The following is a 19,641-nucleotide window of genomic DNA, read 5'->3' on the forward strand; positions in this document are numbered from 1 at the left end:
ACACCAACTCTGAATGTGCTCAAAGAACACACTAGGATGATTTAAGGAGACAACATGGACGTGATCGTCTTAGGCAGCGGCGTCATCGGGCTAACCAGCGCATGGTATTTATCACAAGCGGGCCACCGAGTAACGGTGGTGGATCGCCAATCACAAGGTGCAAAAGAGACCAGTTTTGCTAACGCAGGGCAAATATCTTATGGCTACTCTTCCCCTTGGGCTGCACCCGGCATCCCACAAAAAGCATTAAAGTGGCTGTTTGAAGAGCATGCACCGTTGAAAATAAAACCATCTATCGACCCACAGCTGTTGGCGTGGATGGGTAAAATGTTATTGAACTGCCAACAGGATCGTTACAACATCAATAAAGCCAGAATGCTGGCGATTGCCAATTACAGCCGCGTTTGTTTGGCTGACCTGAATCAGCAACATAACCTGCAATATCAAGGCCGTCGGCTTGGAACGTTGCAAGTATTTCGCAGCGAAAAACAGCTACAAGCGATACAAAAGGACATCAAACTACTCGAGCAAAGTGGGATTCGTTATCAGCTTCTTGATGTCGATGGGTGCATTAAGCAAGAGCCGGGTCTTGCTCTTGTACGCGATAAATTGCGAGGTGGTTTGTACCTCCCCGACGATGAAACCGGGGACTGCTATCTGTTTTGCCAACAATTAACAGAGCTCGCGAAAAGCCGTGGGGTGCAATTTCTGTTTGATACACAAATAAAAACATTAACCACTGAAGGCAAAAAGATCATCGCTGTCCAAACCGATAAAGGTGAACTGAAAGCAGACAAATATGTCGTCGCACTCGGCAGTTACTCTACCGCTTTACTGGCGACATTGGGTATCTCCATTCCTGTTTATCCAGTGAAAGGGTACTCACTAACGCTGCCGATTGTCGACGCCGAATTGTCCCCGCGTTCAACGGTAATGGACGAAACATATAAAGTGGCCATCACTCGTTTTGAGGATCGAATTCGTGTCGCGGGCACGGCAGAGTTAGCCGGGTTTGATCCTGCCTTGCCTGATGCGCGCAAAGCAACCATTGCAAAAGTCGTGACCGATCTCTTTCCTCAAGGCGGTGATTTAGCACAAGCTAAATTCTGGACAGGCTTTAGACCAATGACGCCTGACGGGACCCCGATTATAGGCTCCACTCCATTTGAAAACCTCTACACCAATACCGGACATGGAACCTTAGGGTGGACGATGGCTTGCGGATCTGGACAGCTTCTTGCCGACATTGTCAGTGAGCAAACTTGTGCTTTACCAATTCATGAGTTGAATCTCTCTCGCTACCTCATCAACTAGCCACAATAGAAAATGCTTATTATTAGCTAAACCTTAGTGGAAAGTTATTATGCATAATGATTCACCCGAGAGAATTTAATTTCCAACCTTTCGGGTGACCAACCCATATGCGCTGAAATTTTAGCCAATTCTAATTAACCCACCTATTATTTAACATTTCGTTAGCATTTTGTGTTCCTCATCACGCTAACGATTATTCACAGACAAATAAATTAACATCTAAGTTACAAAAAGATTAATATGTTGCCCACAAAGCAAACACAACACTCACCAAAACTACTAAAACAGGGAAATGCATATGCAGTCATTTGTTGATTTTCTGAATGGAATAATCTGGAGCCCGGCGCTAATTTATTTATGCCTTGGTGCGGGTTTATTCTACTCAATTGTGACCCGATTCGTTCAGGTCCGTCACTTTTTTGAAATGTGGCGACTTCTTCTTTCCGGAAAAAGCTCAACCAAAGGGATATCCTCTTTCCAAGCTTTGGCCGTTTCACTTTCGGGACGCGTCGGTACGGGTAATATTGCAGGCGTAGCCGCAGCAATTGGTTTTGGTGGCCCTGGTGCTATTTTCTGGATGTGGGTAGTGGCCTTTTTTGGTGCCGCGACTGCTTATGCTGAGTCAACTCTGGCACAAATTTATAAAGAAGAAGATGAAGGTGAATTCCGTGGTGGTCCCGCTTATTACATCGAAAAAGCGATGGGACAAAAATGGTATGCATGGATCTTCGCCATTTCCACCATCTTTGCTTGTGGTGTTCTTTTACCTGGCGTGCAATCCAACAGCATTGGTAATGCCGTAGAAGCGGCTTTTGGGGCTGGCCCAATCATTGAAACCACTATCGGTAGCTTCACTTTTGCTAAGATTTTTACTGGTACCGTAGTGTCAATTATTTTAGCTTTCATCATCTTTGGTGGTGTTAAGCGTATCGCTAACTTCACACAGGTCGTGGTGCCATTTATGGCTTTGGCCTATGTGATTACTGCGTTTGTTATCATCCTGCTTAACATCAGTGAAGTACCACGTATTTTTGCCATGATCATTGGTGATGCGTTCACACCAATGGCAGGTATTGGTGCTGCGATTGGTTGGGGGGTAAAACGAGGTGTTTACTCAAACGAAGCAGGCCAAGGTACTGGACCGCACGCTGCGGCTGCCGCGAGTGTTGATCACCCAGCGCAGCAAGGTTTAGTGCAAGCATTTTCTATCTATATTGATACTCTGCTGGTCTGTTCCGCAACCGCGTTCATGATTCTGATCACTGGTGCTTATAACGTACACGGCGGCGCAGAAGGTGCATTTTTAGTACAGAACATCGCGGCGGATATTAGTGCCAATGGCCCAGTATTTACCCAAATGGCGATTGAGAGCGCACTACCGGGCGTGGGTAAACCTTTTGTTGCGTTTGCTCTGTTCTTCTTCGCCTTTACCACGATCTTGGCATACTACTATATTGCTGAAACGAACATTGCTTACATTCGCCGCACCTTTAAAGTCGATGGCCTGATGTTCCTTCTTAAAGTAGTGATCATCGCAACGGTATTCTACGGCACAGTGAGAACCGCGAACCTTGCTTGGGCAATGGGTGATGTGGGCGTGGGTTTGATGGCGTGGCTAAACATAGTCGGGATTTTGATCATCTTCTTTATGGCTAAACCAGCTATTGCAGCACTCAAAGATTATGAAGAGCAACAAAAACAAGGTGTCGATGAGTATCTTTTCAACCCAGTAAAACTCGGCATTAAGAATGCGACATATTGGGAAGGAAAATATAAACGCAAAACGGGACAAGAACCAACCGTAGAAGAGAGCTCCGTGGGTGTTGAACAACCATCATCCTAACGGATTAGCTAAACTCATCAGCAAAAAGCATTCAAGGTAAACGCAAAAAGGGTTAGCAAACGCTAACCCTTTTTCTTTTTCATCAACCCGTATTAGGCTGCGATTTCTTGTGTCGTCAACTTTTCGACAACAGCGTTTTGCGCTTTCTTTTCACCAATCGGCAAAATAACACGGCCGTATTCGTTATTCAGAACTTGAGCCATTGCAAAATAAATCGCACTTGCGCCACAGAAGATACCTTCAAAGCCGGCAATCGTGCCGATAAGCTCGCTACCAGTGAAATCACGCGCCGCTAGCAAAGCAAATAGAATGGTCAGTGAGCCGAATACCACTTGTTTAGCTCGTGGGTAGCACAATGAACCGATAAACATGAAACCAGTGAAAATACCCCACAACGCTAAGTACCAACCCATAAAATGAGCAGGGCTTGCTGGTAGTCCCATGTATGGCATGACAATCAGTCCAACCAATGTGAGCCAAAATAGACCGTAAGAGGTAAACGCTGTGGTGCCAAAAGTGTCACCACGTTTGAAACACATGATACCCACGATGACTTGACTTAAACCACCGTAGAAAATACCCATCGCCAAAATCATAGAGTCGATAGGGAAAAAGCCTGCGTTATGGATATTAAGCAGGATAGTCGTCATGCCAAAACCCATTAGGCCTAGCGGCGCTGGATTGGCCAATTTAGTAGACATTCGCGAGTACCTTAAAAAATGTTGATAAAAATTACGCGCGGATTTTAGTGGAGTAGCACACAAAATGGAAAGAACGTTAACGAAAACTAAGATTGTAAATTTAACCACTTGATTATTCAAAAAGAGAGCAGAACAACCGAATTCGATCGTGCTGCTCTCCTTTTGCTAAATGTTACTCTCTATTGACAGTTTATTTCATCCCAAAACCAGTTACTTTGCGTGGGTGATTCCCATACTCCGGGGTTATTTTTAGCCATAAAACACTTTCCATTATGCGTAATTTTATCGCCATTTTTTGCAACAGTAACCCCTGCAACCCAGCTTGAAAAATCACTGCTTGGTGGCGTAGGCTCTGGCGTGACGGGCGGTTCTGGCTCGGTGACCACTGGTGGTGGCTCAACAGGGTCAGGTGTTATGGGCGCTGTTGGTTCACCCGTAATAAGCTTCCAAGGATCACCTTGAGTGGGTTCATTACCTTGTGACCACCACTTAGCTTCATAAGTAGCGCCTTTATAGCTCACTTTATCGCCCGTGTTATATACCTTTGTTGCTTCCCAGCCGACGATGCCATCCACTGGTGGCTCTGGTGGCGTACCGGGATCAATCGCATCCACAACACGCACTTGGGGCCAGCTAGAATGTGAACCATAAAAGTTAGTCACACATTTTTCGTAATCACCAGCAACAAGGGCTGAATACGCGGTTTGGAAACCAACCAGTTCACATTCAAACGAGTAGCCACCTGGGCGATCAGAGTAATATTTCCAGTTGCCATCCCAATTGGTGTACAGCACGTCAGTCGCACCGTTCAAATTTAAGCTACCGTAAGGCGTTTGCTGCCAACAGGTATTCTTTTCATCAGACTCAATCGGTATTTGATAATGATCGGCTAGCCCTTCCCAGTAGCGAATACGATTAACCGGTTGACCTTTATCTTTGTTCTGTTCACCGCACTCAATGCCACCATTGATAACGTTAATTGTGGTGCCAAAACCATAACCAATACCAGCATCGCTTTCACGCTGCGAAGGTGTCCATGTACGGTCAATTACGTGCAACATTGCCGGTTTCGGTGCTTGAGGTGTTAAAAAAAACCAAATCGCTGAAGCTAAGTTCAACCAAGAATCAGCGACTAATCCGGGGTTATTGAGCAGTACTTTGGCATCACCATCAAACATCACTTCAGAAAAAGCGCCATAGTTGAAATGATAAGAGAGCTGCTTCGCGCCTCGACCAAAATACCCTTGCCCGGCGGCGCACGGCCAACGAGCATTTTGCCAATCATTTTGGCCACAACCGGTTGTATAGCCACTTTGCCCTTCAGACCACCCCATTTCACGTACATGAACCAGTGCTTGCTGCCACTCTTCAAGCCCATTAGGGTTATCAGATACGTTGTCTTTCGCAATGTGGCCACCCGTTTCTTGTGAGAAATGAGCAAAAGCCGTCACGATGGATTTTTTACAAATTGCGTCTGAATCTCGGCCATCCGTATATTCGCCACAAAACGCGGGGAATTTGCCTATTGCCCGTAAGAAGCGCGTATAGGTGTATTCGGGAGCCGCCATTTGAGTTAAGAAATCCCACTCGTACTGTGGAAATACCCGTTCAACACGCTTGACGTTTTCAGGGTTAGAACTTAACCCCAGTACTATTGCTTCAACAATCGCATTCGAACGCGTTTCTAGTGCTTCCGACCAAATAGCATACATAGGATCCGCTGTTTTGGCTTTTTCTGCCGCTTGTAGCTCTACTTTAGAGACAATATAACCCGCGGAATTTTCAGGGTCAGGTAAGATATTTAACGCGTAACTGTTTGCGGCTAAGACACTGCTAATCAGCACGGCTAAATGCTTTGTTTTCAACATATCAATCCCTTATTTTTTGCTTAGTGGGTACGGTGAAAATAGTATGGATAGCCGAGCCATTGTTGACAGTGAAACTTATTAATTAAATGTCAAAATGCGAGTGGTTTCATCATGATGTAAACCAATTATCGTACGGCGACATCGCCCTTTGAAGGCAAGTCGATAAATATGAAAAAGCCTCAAAAAAGCTTGAGGCTTTTAGAGTTCAATCTATTTTTCATCAGGTTAAGTGAACAACCAATGCCTCAAATTTCTCAAGCATCATCGCACCGGCAATGGCTTAGCGCACATGAGTGTGGCCAGTAAAAAAGTGATGAACTGGGCCGCGACCTTGGCCAACATCCAGTTCATCGGCATAGCCAATGGCTTGCGATATGTACTGCTTAGCCAAATACACGGATTTGTGCAGGTTATTTCCTTGAGCAAGATAAGAAGCGATCGCAGAAGAGAGCGTGCAACCCGTCCCATGGGTATTTGGGGTTGGAAAACGCTTCGCACTGAGTAATTCTGACGAATATTTCATGATCAAAAGATCATTGCTGTTTTCAGCGTGTTCTAAATGCCCACCTTTTAGCAACACCGCCTTTGCACCCAACGCTCGTAAGTCAGCCACCATGTCGTTCATTTCTGCTTCAGACTGAGGAACCGGCTTGCCAGTAAGCACTGCTCCTTCAAATAAATTGGGGGTAATGATGTCAGCCAAAGGGATCAACGTTTCTTTTAATGTGCTGATTGCCGATTGCTCAAGTAATAAATCACCACTGGTCGCCACCATCACGGGGTCTATCACAAGGCTCTTGGGTTGGTATTGCTGCATTTTTTTGGCAACGATCTTGATGATACCGGCATCGGCTAGCATGCCAATTTTAACGGCCACGATCTTCAAGTCGCTAAAGACAGCATCTAACTGGCTTTCAATATGATCAAGTGGAATGGGGAAAATGGCAGAAACGCCTTGAGTATTTTGTGAGGTAATGGCGGTAATAACGGAACACGCGAAACTGCCGGTTGCCGATATCGCTTTGATGTCGGCTTGAATGCCTGCCCCTCCACCGCTGTCAGACCCTGCGATAGTGAGTACAACAGGTATGTTTAATAGCGTCGTTTCTTGTGTGTGTTTCTGTATTGGTTGTGCCATGGTCGCTCCTATGACAAGACATACAGGAACTGACTTTGACCGTGGTTTGGAAAGTTCGGTAATCGAATTTACAAAGGTTAGCCGTTGTTATTCGGCTCGTGACAAAGTGCTCATAGTTCCCTACGTCAGTATTAACTGAATCAGGTTCGACGGGTCTCGAATTTCGATCTCAGCCTATGCAGAATCTGCATCGGCTCCCCGACTATTTCGCAGCAATCATAACAGGGCACTCACCGAAGGAGTACGCTTTTTTAGAGGAATTATTCCCACTCAATGGTGGCTGGTGGCTTACCTGAAATATCGTAAACCACACGAGAAATACCATTCACTTCATTGATGATACGGTTAGAAACCTTACCCAAGAACTCATAAGGCAGGTGCGCCCAATGTGCTGTCATAAAGTCAATGGTTTCCACAGCGCGTAGCGATACAACCCAATCGTATTTACGTCCATCACCCATAACGCCTACTGAACGAACAGGTAAGAAAACCGTGAAAGCTTGTGACACTTTGTTATACAGATCAGCGGCATGCAGCTCTTCAATGAAAATAGCATCGGCGCGGCGCAGCAAATCACAGTACTCTTTCTTCACTTCGCCCAACACGCGTACGCCAAGGCCAGGACCAGGGAACGGATGGCGGTAAAGCATGTTGTAAGGCAGGCCAAGCTCTAGGCCAATCTTGCGTACTTCATCTTTGAAAAGCTCACGCAGTGGTTCAACCAATCCCATTTCCATATCATCAGGCAAACCGCCAACGTTATGGTGAGATTTAATCACGTGCGCTTTACCTGTTTTAGAGGCAGCCGATTCAATCACATCTGGGTAAATCGTGCCTTGCGCAAGCCATTTCGCATTTTTCAATTTCTTTGATTCTTCATCGAAGATATCAACAAACACATGGCCGATGATTTTGCGTTTCGCTTCCGGATCAGACTCACCTTGCAGTGCGTTGAGGAAACGATCTTCTGCATTAACATGAATGATGTTTAAACCAAACTTGTTGCCAAACATATCCATTACTTGCTGAGCTTCATTCAGACGCAATAGGCCGTTATCAACGAATACGCAGGTTAATTTATCGCCAATCGCTCGGTGAGCCAGCATCGCCACAACTGACGAATCTACACCACCCGATAGGCCAAGGATCACCTCATCGTCGCCGACTTGCTCTTTAATACGAGCAACTGCATCTTCGATGATAGACTCAGCCGTCCATAGACGCTCACAACCACAAACGTTGAGAACGAAATTCTCAAGCATTTTTAGACCGTTTTTGGTGTGCGTGACTTCTGGGTGAAACTGCACGCCATAATATTTTTTCTCTTCATTCGCCATTGCCGCATAAGGACAAGTTTCCGTTTGCGCTGTTTTAACAAAATCAGCCGGAATTTGCACCACTTTATCACCATGGCTCATCCAAACATCTTGCGTTAGCTCAAGGTCGCTAAACAGGGCCGATTCACCCATTAGCTGTACAGCTGCATAACCAAATTCACGTTCCTCAGAACTGGCCACTTTTCCGCCCAACTGTTCAGCCATGGTTTGCATGCCATAGCAAACACCAAACACAGGTACGCCAGAATCAAACACATATTGTGGCGCACGCGGAGAGTTGGCTTCAGTCACACTTTCAGGACCACCAGAAAGAATAATGCCATCTGGGTTGAATTCACGGATGTCTGCTTCTTCAACATCCCAGCTCCACAGCTCACAATAAACACCGATTTCGCGAACACGGCGGGCAACCAGTTGTGTGTACTGAGAGCCGAAATCTAAGATCAGAATACGTTGGTCATGGATATCTTTAGTCATTTAAGGTCAATCTCAATCATTAATGTAGTGGATGGGGAGCATCGCGCTCCCCATAAGCTTCAAGCTATTCGTGGTTCGTCATTAACCCAAGCGGTAGTTTGGCGCTTCTTTGGTAATTTGAACGTCGTGCACGTGTGACTCTTTCATACCTGCACCAGAGATACGAACAAACTCGGCTTTAGTGCGCAGATCTTCGATAGTGGCCGAGCCAGTTAAGCCCATGCTTGAGCGTAAACCACCCATTTGTTGATGAACGATCTCTTTTAGACGGCCTCGATAAGCGATACGACCTTCGATCCCTTCAGGTACAAGCTTGTCAGCTGCATTGTCAGATTGGAAATAACGATCAGAAGAGCCTTGAGACATTGCACCCAGCGAACCCATACCGCGGTAAGCTTTATATGAACGGCCTTGGAACAAAATAACTTCACCCGGAGCTTCTTCAGTACCCGCAAACATGGAGCCGACCATCACACAAGATGCACCAGCAGCAATCGCTTTACAAATATCGCCAGAAAAGCGAATACCGCCATCAGCAATCACAGGAATACCGTATTGATCAGCCACTTCAACTGCATCAGAAATCGCCGTAATTTGAGGAACACCAACACCCGTTACAATACGCGTTGTACAGATTGAACCCGGGCCAATACCGACTTTGACCGCGCTTACGCCCGCGTCAATTAGAGCTTTCGCACCGGCACCCGTTGCAACATTGCCGCCGATAATATCGAGATCAGGATAAGCGGCGCGCGTTTCACGAATACGGTTAAGTACACCTTCTGAATGGCCATGAGAAGAGTCAATCAGTAGAACATCCACTCCCGCTTCCACTAATGCTTTTACGCGCTCTTCATTGCCAGCACCGGCACCAACAGCCGCACCAACACGTAAACGCCCTTGTTCATCTTTACAAGCATTCGGTTTGCGTTCTGCTTTATGGAAATCTTTCGCGGTGATCATACCAGTCAGTTTGAATTCATCATTCACTACCAAGACTTTTTCAACACGCGCTTTGTGCATGCGCTCTTGTACATCCTGACGAGATGCACCCTCTTTAACTGTGGCTAAGCGATCTTTTGGTGTCATGACTGCTTCAACTTTTTTTGTTAAATCAGTAACAAAGCGAATATCGCGGCCGGTGATGATACCGACAAGCTCATTGTGATCGCTCACCACAGGGAAACCGGCAAAACCATGTTTCTCTGTCAAAGCAATCACATCTTGAATGGTTGCATCAGGGCGAACTGTTACTGGCGCAGTGACTACACCCGCTTCAAAAATTTTGACAAGACGGACTTGTTCAGCCTGCTCTTCAATGGGCATATTTTTGTGGATAAAACCAATACCACCCTCTTGGGCAAGAGCGATCGCAAGGCGAGCCTCTGTCACTGTATCCATAGAAGCTGAGATCATCGGAATGTTCAGTGTGATATTTTTGGTCAGCTGAGTATGGAGATCGGCTGTGTTTGGGAGAACGGTGGAGTGTGCTGGTACGAGAAGAACATCATCGAATGTCAGCGCTTCTTTGGCAATTCTTAGCATTTGCAATATCTCACAATTAAGAGGAGTGAATAAAAGGTAAATCCAAGTTGTCTCAATTTGCCCTAATACACAATGAACAGGATAAATCGATTTGGATTTGATATTGCGGTCGGATTATACGCCCGAGGCAATCGCTTGACCACTCATTTTTTAATTTTTAATTTGCATTCCAACCCTTGATATGTATTATATTGCCGCTAATTTCCATACCCTCGTCTAGGGGATTAGCCTTGCCTTCTTTGACCAACGAAAACATCTACACTGTCTCTCGTCTCAATGCTGAAGTACGCCTGTTACTTGAAAATGAAATGGGCATTGTGTGGCTCGTTGGTGAAATATCGAACTTCTCCGCTCCGGTTTCTGGCCATTGGTATCTCTCACTCAAAGATTCTCGCGCGCAGGTAAAATGTGCGATGTTCAAAGGCAATAATCGCTTTGTGAGCTTCAAACCTAAAAATGGCCAGCAGGTACTTGTTAAAGCGCGTCTTTCTCTTTATGAACCCAGAGGTGACTACCAAGTCATTATCGAGAGTATGCAACCCGAAGGGGATGGTCGTCTCCAGCAAGAGTTTGAAAAGCTGAAGATGCAGTTGGCCGCGGAAGGGCTGTTTGCACAATCCAATAAGTGCCCCTTGCCGGAAAATCCTCAATGCGTCGGAGTTATTACTTCAAAAACTGGCGCAGCCCTGTTTGATATTCTTGATGTGCTCAAGCGGCGCGATCCAAGCTTGCCCGTCATCATTTATCCTACACTGGTTCAAGGCGAACAAGCGGCCATTCAAATTGCTCAAGCAATTGGTAGAGCAAATGCGAGGCAAGAGTGTGACGTATTGATTGTGGGTCGCGGTGGCGGTTCTTTAGAGGACTTATGGTGTTTTAACCACGAGATCGTAGCGCGCACAATTGCCGCGAGTCAAATCCCAATTATCAGTGCCGTCGGGCATGAAATCGATGTGACGATTGCTGATTTTGTGGCTGACGTACGTGCCCCAACCCCCTCCGCTGCTGCAGAATTAGTCAGCCGAGACAACAGTAATAAGCGGCAAGCTTTCGCCTCATACCAGCACAAGCTACAAAGTGCGATGCGCTATTACACCAGTCAACAAGCGCATCATTTACGCGCTTTGGTTCACGCGCTAGAGAAACAGCACCCCACTTATCGCTTGCAGCGTCAAAGCCAACAACTTGATGACACAGAAATGCGCCTACAGCGGGCGATACAGCGCTATATTTCGACTCAGCGCGAGCACATTGGCCAGCAATACCATCAACTGCAGTTGCATTCTCCCGTACAAACCTTGGCGAAGCAGCAGCATCGACTAGCCAAAAGCGAGCAACGATTACTGGACGTAATGGAGAAAAAACTCCTGCGCACAGCACACCGTTTAACGCTAGCCGCAGAGAAGCTTGACGCAGTAAGCCCATTAGCGACACTAAAACGAGGCTATTCGATCACGCGAGATAGCTCAGGCAAAGTGATTCACCGCGCTCGTGATCTAAAAACCGGCGATCAATTGATCACGCGAGTGGCGGATGGCGAAGTTTTCTCTACCGTCAATTAATCACTTAATCCTGTGCTTGAAACTCAAATCGAATCTTAGATTTTGATTTGAGCTCATTGCATGAATTACAGAAAAAATTTGCCGCGCCACACGCCTGCAATTTCTCCAGCTCCGAATCACACTCAGGGCAAAAACCAATTTTGTTAAAGTGATGTTTGCACTGAGTACAATGGTAACGCCCATCCCATGCCAGTGGATTTTGGCAACAAGGGCAAAGATTTTCCTGCATATTGATCCCATCTCTCTTTGTGTCTTTCACATAACATCTTTCACATAGTGTGATTTTGGTAGATGTTTTATATCGTTCGTTTTAATAGATAGCTCGTTTGCGTAGATAGATCGTGCATGTGATAGCCGACACTTCATCAAACGGCACGTATGGTCTCGGATTATCGAGAGTTCAGCTTTGATCTCTATCACAATACCTTCAGGCTCACCAACCACCTCATACACATTAGGCTATGATCGATAAAAGATCTCAGCCTGATCATTTGCTTTATCTGCTCCGTTCAGCGATCTACTCTCAAAAGAACATTTATATAACCACGCACCGAAAGCATAAGTTACATATTCTGTATATGGATTTATAACGATACAAAGCTCTACGTAATAACTAAAAAATCAAAGGAATCAGGATATATGGAAATGATCTTTTGGCGAAATATTCTACTCATTTTGTTTGATAGTTATACAAAGCAGCAACGTTGCCATGCTCTGTTTTTCTCTCAATCATTTTGGTACTGCACTTCATTTCCAGACCGCCACGTTAAGTGAGGCTCTATCGCCAATGATAAATTTTAGGCAAAAAAATACCCAAGTCTAAGCTTGGGTATTTCAGTTATGAGGAAGGCTACTTGCTGCGTCCTTTCATCATCGTCATTAAGCGTTTACGTTTACGCTCTTGAGATAAGGTCAGCTTATTCACTTTTCCTTCAAATGGGTTATCACTGCTTTGGAACTGGATACGAATAGGCGTACCCATGATTTCTAAAGACTTACGGTAATAGTTCATCAAATAACGTTTGTAAGAATCTGGCAGCTCATTCACCAAGTTACCGTGTACAACGATAATCGGCGGGTTATAACCACCTGCGTGAGCGTATTTAAGTTTTACGCGGCGGCTACGAACCATAGGCGGTTGGTGATCATCGGTTGCCATTTTAAGAATGCGAGTCAATACCGATGTGCCGACACGTGTTGTCGCCGATTTGTATGCTTCTTGAACCGACTCAAATAGATGACCAACACCTGTACCATGCAGTGCAGAGATAAAGTGGATACGAGCAAAATCGACAAAACCTAAACGGCGATCGAGCTCTTTCTTGACACGTTCTTTGACGTCGTTATCGAGCCCATCCCACTTATTGACTGCAAGCACTATCGAACGTCCGGCGTTTAGTGCAAAACCTAGCAGGCTAAGATCTTGATCTGAGATATTCTCACGAGCGTCAATGACTAACAGAACAACGTTTGCATCTTCAACGGCTTTTAAGGTTTTGACGACCGAGAATTTTTCAACCGTTTCGTTAATGCGAGTACGACGACGCACGCCAGCAGTATCAATCAATACATACTCGCGCTCATCACGCATCATCGGGATGTAGATGGAGTCTCGCGTCGTTCCGGGCATGTCGTAAACCACAACACGCTCTTCACCGAGAATGCGGTTGGTGAGTGTCGATTTACCGACATTCGGACGGCCAATGATCGCCAGTTTTATCGGCTGATCTTGCAGACGTTTGTATTCAGCTTCGGCTTCTTCTTCGGTGTAATCTAACTTTTCTTCTTCGGCATCTTCAAAGTCGGTTAGATCTTCGATTTCGCCTTCAGCCTGCTCGATCATTTCTTCAGCAAGTGGATTCAAAGCTCGGTCGATAAGGATCCCAACACCACGGCCATGAGCGGCAGCAATTTGGTACATTTGATCGACGCCCAATTGCCAAAACTCAGCACTTGCAGCATCAGCGTCAATGCCATCCACTTTATTCACGACTAAAATAGCGCGCTTTTCAATCTTACGCAGATGTTGGGCGATCACTTCATCAGCCGCCGTTAAACCAGCGCGACCATCAACCATAAATAGCACAACATCAGCTTCATCAATCGCGGCCAATGACTGTTGAGCCATTTTCGTTTCTACACCCTCTTCACTACCATCAATACCGCCGGTATCGATAACAATGAAGTCGTGCTCACCCAATTTAGCTTGGCCATATTTACGGTCACGCGTTAAACCGGGGAAATCCGCCACCAACGCATCGCGAGTGCGAGTTAATCGGTTAAACAACGTAGATTTACCGACATTGGGACGCCCAACAAGAGCAACAACAGGAACCATACTAACCTCTACAATATTTTCTCTTATGTAGTTATAGGTAAACACTTGCTAGCAAGCATTAAATTTTTACCTATAACCACATCTACTTATTCAATAAAACGGCCCCTAACTGTTACCAGCCAGGAGCCGAATGTGAATTATATCACGATTTATTTTTTAATCGTCAGTTTCTTTACATTGCCATTACGGGTCATGCTGACATAACCATCATCTACAGCGAGAGGACTCACCGCAAAACCGCTCTTATCAACCAACTGTTGGGCAACGAATTCACCACTGCTGCGATCAATCCAATGTAGATACCCTTCACTGTCACCTAGCACAAGGTAGCCATTGATAATCGCTGGTGCAGTTAGCAAACGGTGTTCAAGCTGTTTGTTGCTCCAAAGTTCGGTACCGCTTCTTGTATCCACAGCCACCACATGATCTTTGTCGGTCACCACAAATAATCGGCCACCATCGCTAGCCATGTCTGTTGCTGAAGAGTAATTCCGCTTCCAAGCTGGTTTGCCCGAACGCAGATCAATGGCGATCAACTGGCCATTAAAACCAACCGCATACAGCATGCCGCCAATCACGATAGGTGAGGCATCAACATCGACTAGACGGTCAATTTCAGTGGCACCTTTAGGCATACCAATCGGTTGTTGCCAAATCAACTGTCCACGCTCAACGATAGCGGCAGCAAGACGGCCACCTGAGGTTCCCCAAAAAACACCGCCCGATACCGCAACAGGTTTGCTGTCACCTCTCAACGTTAAATTAGGAACTTCAGTACTGATGGTCCATTTTTGCTCACCCGTCGCTTGGTCTAAACTCACCAAAGTGCCACGACTGGTATTAACAATGATCATGTTCGCATCTGCAGCCGGAGCTGCTAGCACTTCACCGTCGACTTTAACTTGCCATACAAGCTCACCCGTAGCTTCATTAAGCGCAGTGACTAAACCGTTTTCACTACCAATGTAAATTTGGCTATAGGCCGCCGCTATACCGCCGGATAAACGCATGGTGCCATCTTGTTCAAGATCGGTTTTCCACAGCTCTTTACCCGTTTTAGGGTTTAAGGCTTTCACCAAACCATCACGGCTAGCAATAAATACTTTGTCGTAAGCGTATTCTGGAGATAACTTTGAGAAGTAATGCCCTACGCCATCACCGATCGATGTGCTCCACTGAGTTGTGGGCGTAAATTCACTCGTTACCATTGGCACAGGAGCCATAATAATGGTGTCTTCTTCACTAGCACACCCTGCAAGTGCTCCAAGCACAACGGCAGAAACGAGCACTTTGTTGAACAACTTTTTCATCAACTTGTGCCCTTATTTGGCAAGATCGTCCAGTTTCATCTGTAGCGTTTGGCTTGCATCGTCAGCTTGTTGTGCTTCCGTGTATGCCGCATAAGCCGCGTCCGTGTCGCCTTTACGCAGTGAGATATCACCACGCAGTTCCGCAATGCGTCCCGCCCACCCTTTCTCTGTGATGGTCGTAAGATCAGCTAAGGCGGCATCAAACTGGCCTTGTTCCGCTTTAATACGGGCCACGCGATAGGTCGCTAACGGTAGAATAGCATCATCTTTGGTGTTTGCTTTTGCCCATTCAAGCTGCGCTAAAGCTTCATCAATTTGACCCGCTTCTACTTGAACTTTTGCAAGTTGTAGTGCGGCTAAGACGGCATATTCTGTACCTTTATTACTATCAATAAAGCTCTCAACAACCATCTCTGCTTCTGCGCCTTTTGCAGCTAACTGAGTTACCGCTTTGCTATAACTTTCAGAAGCGGCTTCTTGCGCAGCAATAACGCTATCTTGGTAGTAACGCCAACCAAACAAGCCACCAAGGCCAATTACAGCACCAAAGATCACGGCTTTACCGTTCTCTTTCCACCAATCTTTTATCGCTTCAACTTGTTGTTCTTCAGTATCGTAGAGTTCCACTTCCTGTCCTCTTTAATAGATGTCTCAAATGCGCTTGCTTACACAAGATGCGTCAGTTTGCTCGCGACTTCAGTTTGAGAAATCGTAATTTGTTCACCACCGATAAGATCTTTGAGAACTACTGTGCTTTCTGCGACTTCATCTTCGCCTAATACCAAAGCCACCGCAGCGCCCACTTTATCAGCACGTTTAAATTGTTTTTTGAAGTTACCACCACCAAAATGGTTCATAACACGCAGCCCCGGAACCTGTTCACGCAACTGCTCAGCAAGTTTCATTGCTGCCATCATAGTGCCTTCACCCGCACTGACCATGTACACATCGACACTGCGACGCACGTCGGTCAGTTCCAGTGTTTCCATCATCAGCACTAAGCGCTCTAACCCCATGGCAAAACCCACTGCCGGTGTCGCTTTGCCACCCAGTTGTTCTACCAAGCCATCATAACGTCCACCGCCACAAACCGTACCCTGAGCACCTAAGCTTTCAGTGATCCACTCAAATACGGTGCGGTTGTAGTAGTCTAGGCCGCGCACCAAGCGCTCGTTAACTTGATATTCGATACCCGCAGCAGTAAGAAGTTCACATAAGCCTGCAAAATGTTGCTTGGATTCTTCATCTAGATACTCAGACAATTTGGGTGCGTCACCTAAAATCGCTTGAATATCTGGATTTTTAGTATCGAGTACTCGCAGTGGGTTGGTGTACATGCGACGTTTGGCATCGTCATCCAACACCTCTTGATGCTGCTCTAAATAGTCAATCAAAGCGGTGCGGTAATTGGCACGCGCTTCAAGAGAACCAATTGAGTTCAGTTCCAAACGAACATGTTTGTCGATGCCCAATTCACGCCACAAACGCGCGGTCATCATAATCAGCTCGGCATCAACATCAGGGCCATCCAGGCCAAACACTTCAACCCCACATTGGTGGAATTGACGGTAGCGCCCTTTTTGCGGACGTTCATGACGGAACATCGGCCCCATGTACCATAAACGTTGCTCTTGGTTGTAGAGCAAACCATTTTCGATACCAGAACGGACACAACCTGCGGTACCCTCAGGGCGAAGCGATAAACTGTCACCATTGCGATCTTCAAAAGAATACATCTCTTTTTCAACCACATCGGTCACTTCACCGATCGCACGGCTAAATAGATGTGTCATCTCAACGATAGGCATACGTACTTCATTGTAGCCATATGCACTAATCACGTTTTTCACTGTGCCTTCCACTTTTTGCCAAAGTGGAGACTGAGTTGGGAGGCAGTCGTTCATGCCTCGAATTGCTTGAATTGTTTTTGCCACAATACTTACCGTAAGGTCGTTGAGATTAATTTTGTTCGATTTGAGTCACGTTGATTCGGTTCTTCTCATCGAGAATAGAGGCCTTCGCGCGAATTTTCGCTTCGAGTTGGCTGACCAGATCATCGTTATCAAAACGCTCTTTCTGGCGGACGCCGTCTTCGTAGAATGCACTTTTCTTGTTGCTGCCAGCCAAACCAAGATGAGAAGCTTCAGCTTCACCTGGGCCATTAACCACGCAACCGATGATCGAGACATCCATAGGTGTCAAAATATCTTCCAGACGTTGCTCTAACGCATTGACTGTGGCGATCACATCAAACTCTTGACGTGAACAACTTGGACAAGCGATGAAGTTAATGCCTCGCGAACGAATACGCAGCGATTTAAGAATATCAAAGCCGACTTTGATCTCTTCGATCGGATCCGCAGCCAGTGAAATACGCAGCGTATCACCGATGCCTTCGGCAAGCAGCATACCTAAGCCCACTGCCGATTTAACTGCACCGGCTCTTGCGCCTCCTGCTTCCGTAATACCAAGATGCAGAGGTTGGGCAATCTGTTTAGCCAGTAAACGGTAGGAATCAACGGCGAGAAAAACATCCGATGCTTTAACGCTGACTTTGAATTGATCAAAGTTGAGTCTTTCAAGAATATCGACATGACGCATCGCTGACTCGACTAAAGCGGCCGGTGTTGGCTCACCATATTTCATTTGGATCTCTTTTTCGAGCGACCCACCATTCACGCCAATCCGAATGGGTATGTTCTTGTCACGTGCGCAATCGACCACGGCGCGAATACGTTCTTCGTTGCCAATGTTACCAGGGTTGATACGCAAGCAATCAACGCCATATTCGGCGACTTTCAACGCAATGCGGTAATCAAAATGGATGTCAGCCACCAGCGGGATGGATACTTGCTGCTTGATCAACTTGAACGCTTCTGCCGCGTCCATTGTCGGTACAGAAACTCGTACGATATCAGCCCCGACTTTTTCTAACGCTTTAATTTGAGCGACCGTTGCCGCAACATCGGTAGTGCGCGTGTTGGTCATAGATTGAACAGCAATAGGAGCACCATCACCGATGGGCACATTACCGACATAAATACGCGTCGATGAACGACGCTTAATTGGAGATTCGTGTTGCATAGTATTTTCTAAGGTAAGGTGAATCGAGCGACTTTACCGGAAGTATACCCAGAAAGGTCTACAGGTTCACTTGCAAATGTCATTGAAACGCTTTCAGGCGCGCCAAGAATGATTTGAAACGGAGCTTCACCTTGCAAGGTTACGGTTTGCCCTGATTTTTTAATCCCAGTGGAAAGGGTTTTACCTGCTGCATCTTTCACCTGAATCCAACAATCTGCGCTGAATGTGAGTGTGAGAGGAGCGTATGGATTCGTTGCATCCTGCGGTGGCGTCTTCTCCAATACAGGATCGTCGCTCGCACTCAGGTCGGCTTCGGCTGTATCATCTTCAGGTGAAGGGATAAGTTCTGCAGCCTGAGTGTTGATTTCTACAGGGGCATCCACCGCTTCTGCTTCTACTTGAGATTCGTCAACCGTAGGCACTAATTCAGGAACGGTCGTGAAATCCTCATCTCGCAAACGCTCAACCGATGTCGACGTGATTGATGGTGAACTCTCAACCACAACATTCTCTTGTTCTTGGTTTTGCCACCACCATAATGAGGAAATACCAATAATGATGGCAAAAATACCCCATGTCAGCGTCATAATACGGCTATCGTGTTTCTCTCGCTTGGTTTTCTTTGAAAAACTTTGCATCGGTTGTTCAGCGACAACCGTAGGATAGCAATCATCAAAGGAAGCTAAAATAACTGACTCTTTGATCCCGACGGCCTTCGCATAGGAACGTAAATAACCGCGAGTAAACGTCGCCACTTGGTCCGAGGCGAAGTTATTCTCTTCTAAACTCTGAATGATAGAGAGACGTAACCGCAACCTATCGGCAACTTGCTTTTGCGTTAATCCCAACGCTTCACGCTTTGCCTTTAATAAAGTACCGGGTTGCACCGTGTCTGTTTTTACATCTGCAATAATCTGTTCTTGTTCAGTAGTCATCCGTTTTGTACATCTCATTATGTTATGGCTCGAATGGCACCGTCATCACTTTTATTGTTATTAGTTCGTAGTAATAAAATGGTGCATTCCAACACGGTGAAAAATTTGCATTCATTGATGCAGGCGACAGTTCAAATTTAACATTACGTCAGTTAGCAATTCTAATGGATATTTGACGTTAAACAACAT

At 46.0% G+C, this 19,641-nt stretch carries 16 protein-coding genes and 1 riboswitch; of the genes, 4 read left to right on the forward strand and 12 right to left on the reverse strand.

The genetic code is table 11. From position 1 onward, the window contains the following. Nucleotides 1-54 precede the first annotated feature (54 nt). Together N5E84_RS09335 and N5E84_RS09340 are read left to right on the forward strand one after the other, a co-directional pair. Nucleotides 55-1,314 (forward strand): D-amino acid dehydrogenase, encoded by a 1,260-nt coding sequence (locus tag N5E84_RS09335; RefSeq protein WP_019282099.1) that lies wholly within the window; start codon nucleotides 55-57, stop codon nucleotides 1,312-1,314. Between the two features lie 298 nt (nucleotides 1,315-1,612). Then, nucleotides 1,613-3,157, forward strand: a complete 1,545-nt coding sequence (locus N5E84_RS09340; protein WP_017043180.1) for an alanine/glycine:cation symporter family protein — start codon at nucleotides 1,613-1,615, stop codon at nucleotides 3,155-3,157. 92 nt (nucleotides 3,158-3,249) lie between these two features. Here N5E84_RS09340 and N5E84_RS09345 read toward each other — a convergent pair whose 3' ends face one another. The 5 genes from N5E84_RS09345 to guaB form a co-directional block, all read right to left on the reverse strand. Beyond that, nucleotides 3,250-3,858 carry an acetate uptake transporter gene (locus tag N5E84_RS09345; protein ID WP_010320388.1) on the reverse strand — a complete coding sequence of 203 codons (609 nt, stop codon included), beginning with the start codon at nucleotides 3,856-3,858 and terminating at the stop codon, nucleotides 3,250-3,252. A 179-nt stretch (nucleotides 3,859-4,037) separates the two neighbouring features. Further along, entirely contained in the window at nucleotides 4,038-5,726 is a 1,689-nt protein-coding gene (locus N5E84_RS09350; RefSeq protein WP_019282100.1) for a chitinase, read from the reverse strand. A gap of 280 nt (nucleotides 5,727-6,006) precedes the next feature. Beyond that, entirely contained in the window at nucleotides 6,007-6,864 is an 858-nt protein-coding gene (thiD, locus tag N5E84_RS09355; protein ID WP_019282101.1) for a bifunctional hydroxymethylpyrimidine kinase/phosphomethylpyrimidine kinase, read from the reverse strand. Between the two features lie 100 nt (nucleotides 6,865-6,964). Continuing rightward, a riboswitch (TPP riboswitch) is annotated at nucleotides 6,965-7,075 on the reverse strand. Nucleotides 7,076-7,124: 49 nt separating this feature from the next. Next, nucleotides 7,125-8,678: a glutamine-hydrolyzing GMP synthase gene (guaA, locus tag N5E84_RS09360; RefSeq protein ID WP_017044245.1), complete on the reverse strand. Its 1,554-nt coding sequence runs from the start codon at nucleotides 8,676-8,678 to the stop codon at nucleotides 7,125-7,127. Nucleotides 8,679-8,759: 81 nt separating this feature from the next. Next, nucleotides 8,760-10,223, reverse strand: coding sequence for an IMP dehydrogenase (gene guaB, locus N5E84_RS09365; protein ID WP_029388205.1), 1,464 nt, complete (start codon nucleotides 10,221-10,223; stop codon nucleotides 8,760-8,762). A gap of 230 nt (nucleotides 10,224-10,453) precedes the next feature. Here guaB and xseA point away from each other — a divergent pair, with 230 nt between their 5' ends. Continuing rightward, nucleotides 10,454-11,785, forward strand: a complete 1,332-nt coding sequence (gene xseA / locus N5E84_RS09370; protein WP_069212136.1) for an exodeoxyribonuclease VII large subunit — start codon at nucleotides 10,454-10,456, stop codon at nucleotides 11,783-11,785. A gap of 4 nt (nucleotides 11,786-11,789) precedes the next feature. On the opposite strand, the gene N5E84_RS09375 is transcribed toward xseA, so the two are convergent. Continuing rightward, on the reverse strand, nucleotides 11,790-12,044 hold the full coding sequence (locus tag N5E84_RS09375) for a zinc ribbon domain-containing protein (protein ID WP_019282103.1): 255 nt from the start codon (nucleotides 12,042-12,044) through the stop codon (nucleotides 11,790-11,792). 380 nt (nucleotides 12,045-12,424) lie between these two features. Here N5E84_RS09375 and N5E84_RS09380 point away from each other — a divergent pair, with 380 nt between their 5' ends. Further along, nucleotides 12,425-12,559 carry a hypothetical protein gene (locus N5E84_RS09380; RefSeq protein WP_261676493.1) on the forward strand — a complete coding sequence of 45 codons (135 nt, stop codon included), beginning with the start codon at nucleotides 12,425-12,427 and terminating at the stop codon, nucleotides 12,557-12,559. 76 nt (nucleotides 12,560-12,635) lie between these two features. On the opposite strand, the gene der is transcribed toward N5E84_RS09380, so the two are convergent. From der to rodZ, 6 genes are all read right to left on the reverse strand, one after another. Next, a complete protein-coding gene (der, locus tag N5E84_RS09385; protein WP_029388206.1) occupies nucleotides 12,636-14,123 on the reverse strand; it encodes a ribosome biogenesis GTPase Der in 1,488 nt (495 codons plus the stop codon). 149 nt (nucleotides 14,124-14,272) lie between these two features. Continuing rightward, nucleotides 14,273-15,433 carry an outer membrane protein assembly factor BamB gene (gene bamB, locus N5E84_RS09390; RefSeq protein ID WP_026027694.1) on the reverse strand — a complete coding sequence of 387 codons (1,161 nt, stop codon included), beginning with the start codon at nucleotides 15,431-15,433 and terminating at the stop codon, nucleotides 14,273-14,275. A 12-nt stretch (nucleotides 15,434-15,445) separates the two neighbouring features. After that, a complete protein-coding gene (locus N5E84_RS09395) occupies nucleotides 15,446-16,060 on the reverse strand; it encodes a YfgM family protein (RefSeq protein ID WP_013857490.1) in 615 nt (204 codons plus the stop codon). 38 nt (nucleotides 16,061-16,098) lie between these two features. Further along, entirely contained in the window at nucleotides 16,099-17,367 is a 1,269-nt protein-coding gene (gene hisS / locus N5E84_RS09400) for a histidine--tRNA ligase (RefSeq protein ID WP_019282105.1), read from the reverse strand. A gap of 25 nt (nucleotides 17,368-17,392) precedes the next feature. Then, nucleotides 17,393-18,517, reverse strand: coding sequence for a flavodoxin-dependent (E)-4-hydroxy-3-methylbut-2-enyl-diphosphate synthase (gene ispG / locus N5E84_RS09405; RefSeq protein WP_010320399.1), 1,125 nt, complete (start codon nucleotides 18,515-18,517; stop codon nucleotides 17,393-17,395). Nucleotides 18,518-18,525: 8 nt separating this feature from the next. Continuing rightward, on the reverse strand, nucleotides 18,526-19,470 hold the full coding sequence (rodZ, locus tag N5E84_RS09410; RefSeq protein WP_081245283.1) for a cytoskeleton protein RodZ: 945 nt from the start codon (nucleotides 19,468-19,470) through the stop codon (nucleotides 18,526-18,528). Nucleotides 19,471-19,641: the final 171 nt, after the last annotated feature.

The sequence above is a fragment of the Vibrio sp. J502 genome (genome assembly GCF_025397955.1).
Lineage (GTDB): Bacteria > Pseudomonadota > Gammaproteobacteria > Enterobacterales > Vibrionaceae > Vibrio > Vibrio anguillarum.

Coding starts and splice junctions, on each gene's coding strand:
- N5E84_RS09335 (WP_019282099.1), top strand. CDS start 55: ATGGACGTGATCGTCTTAGGCAGCGGCGTCATCGGGCTAACCAGCGCA.
- N5E84_RS09340 (WP_017043180.1), top strand. CDS start 1,613: ATGCAGTCATTTGTTGATTTTCTGAATGGAATAATCTGGAGCCCGGCG.
- N5E84_RS09345 (WP_010320388.1), bottom strand. CDS start 3,858: ATGTCTACTAAATTGGCCAATCCAGCGCCGCTAGGCCTAATGGGTTTT.
- N5E84_RS09350 (WP_019282100.1), bottom strand. CDS start 5,726: ATGTTGAAAACAAAGCATTTAGCCGTGCTGATTAGCAGTGTCTTAGCC.
- thiD (WP_019282101.1), bottom strand. CDS start 6,864: ATGGCACAACCAATACAGAAACACACACAAGAAACGACGCTATTAAAC.
- guaA (WP_017044245.1), bottom strand. CDS start 8,678: ATGACTAAAGATATCCATGACCAACGTATTCTGATCTTAGATTTCGGC.
- guaB (WP_029388205.1), bottom strand. CDS start 10,223: ATGCTAAGAATTGCCAAAGAAGCGCTGACATTCGATGATGTTCTTCTC.
- N5E84_RS09380 (WP_261676493.1), top strand. CDS start 12,425: ATGGAAATGATCTTTTGGCGAAATATTCTACTCATTTTGTTTGATAGT.
- der (WP_029388206.1), bottom strand. CDS start 14,123: ATGGTTCCTGTTGTTGCTCTTGTTGGGCGTCCCAATGTCGGTAAATCT.
- bamB (WP_026027694.1), bottom strand. CDS start 15,433: ATGAAAAAGTTGTTCAACAAAGTGCTCGTTTCTGCCGTTGTGCTTGGA.
- ispG (WP_010320399.1), bottom strand. CDS start 18,517: ATGCAACACGAATCTCCAATTAAGCGTCGTTCATCGACGCGTATTTAT.
- rodZ (WP_081245283.1), bottom strand. CDS start 19,470: ATGAGATGTACAAAACGGATGACTACTGAACAAGAACAGATTATTGCA.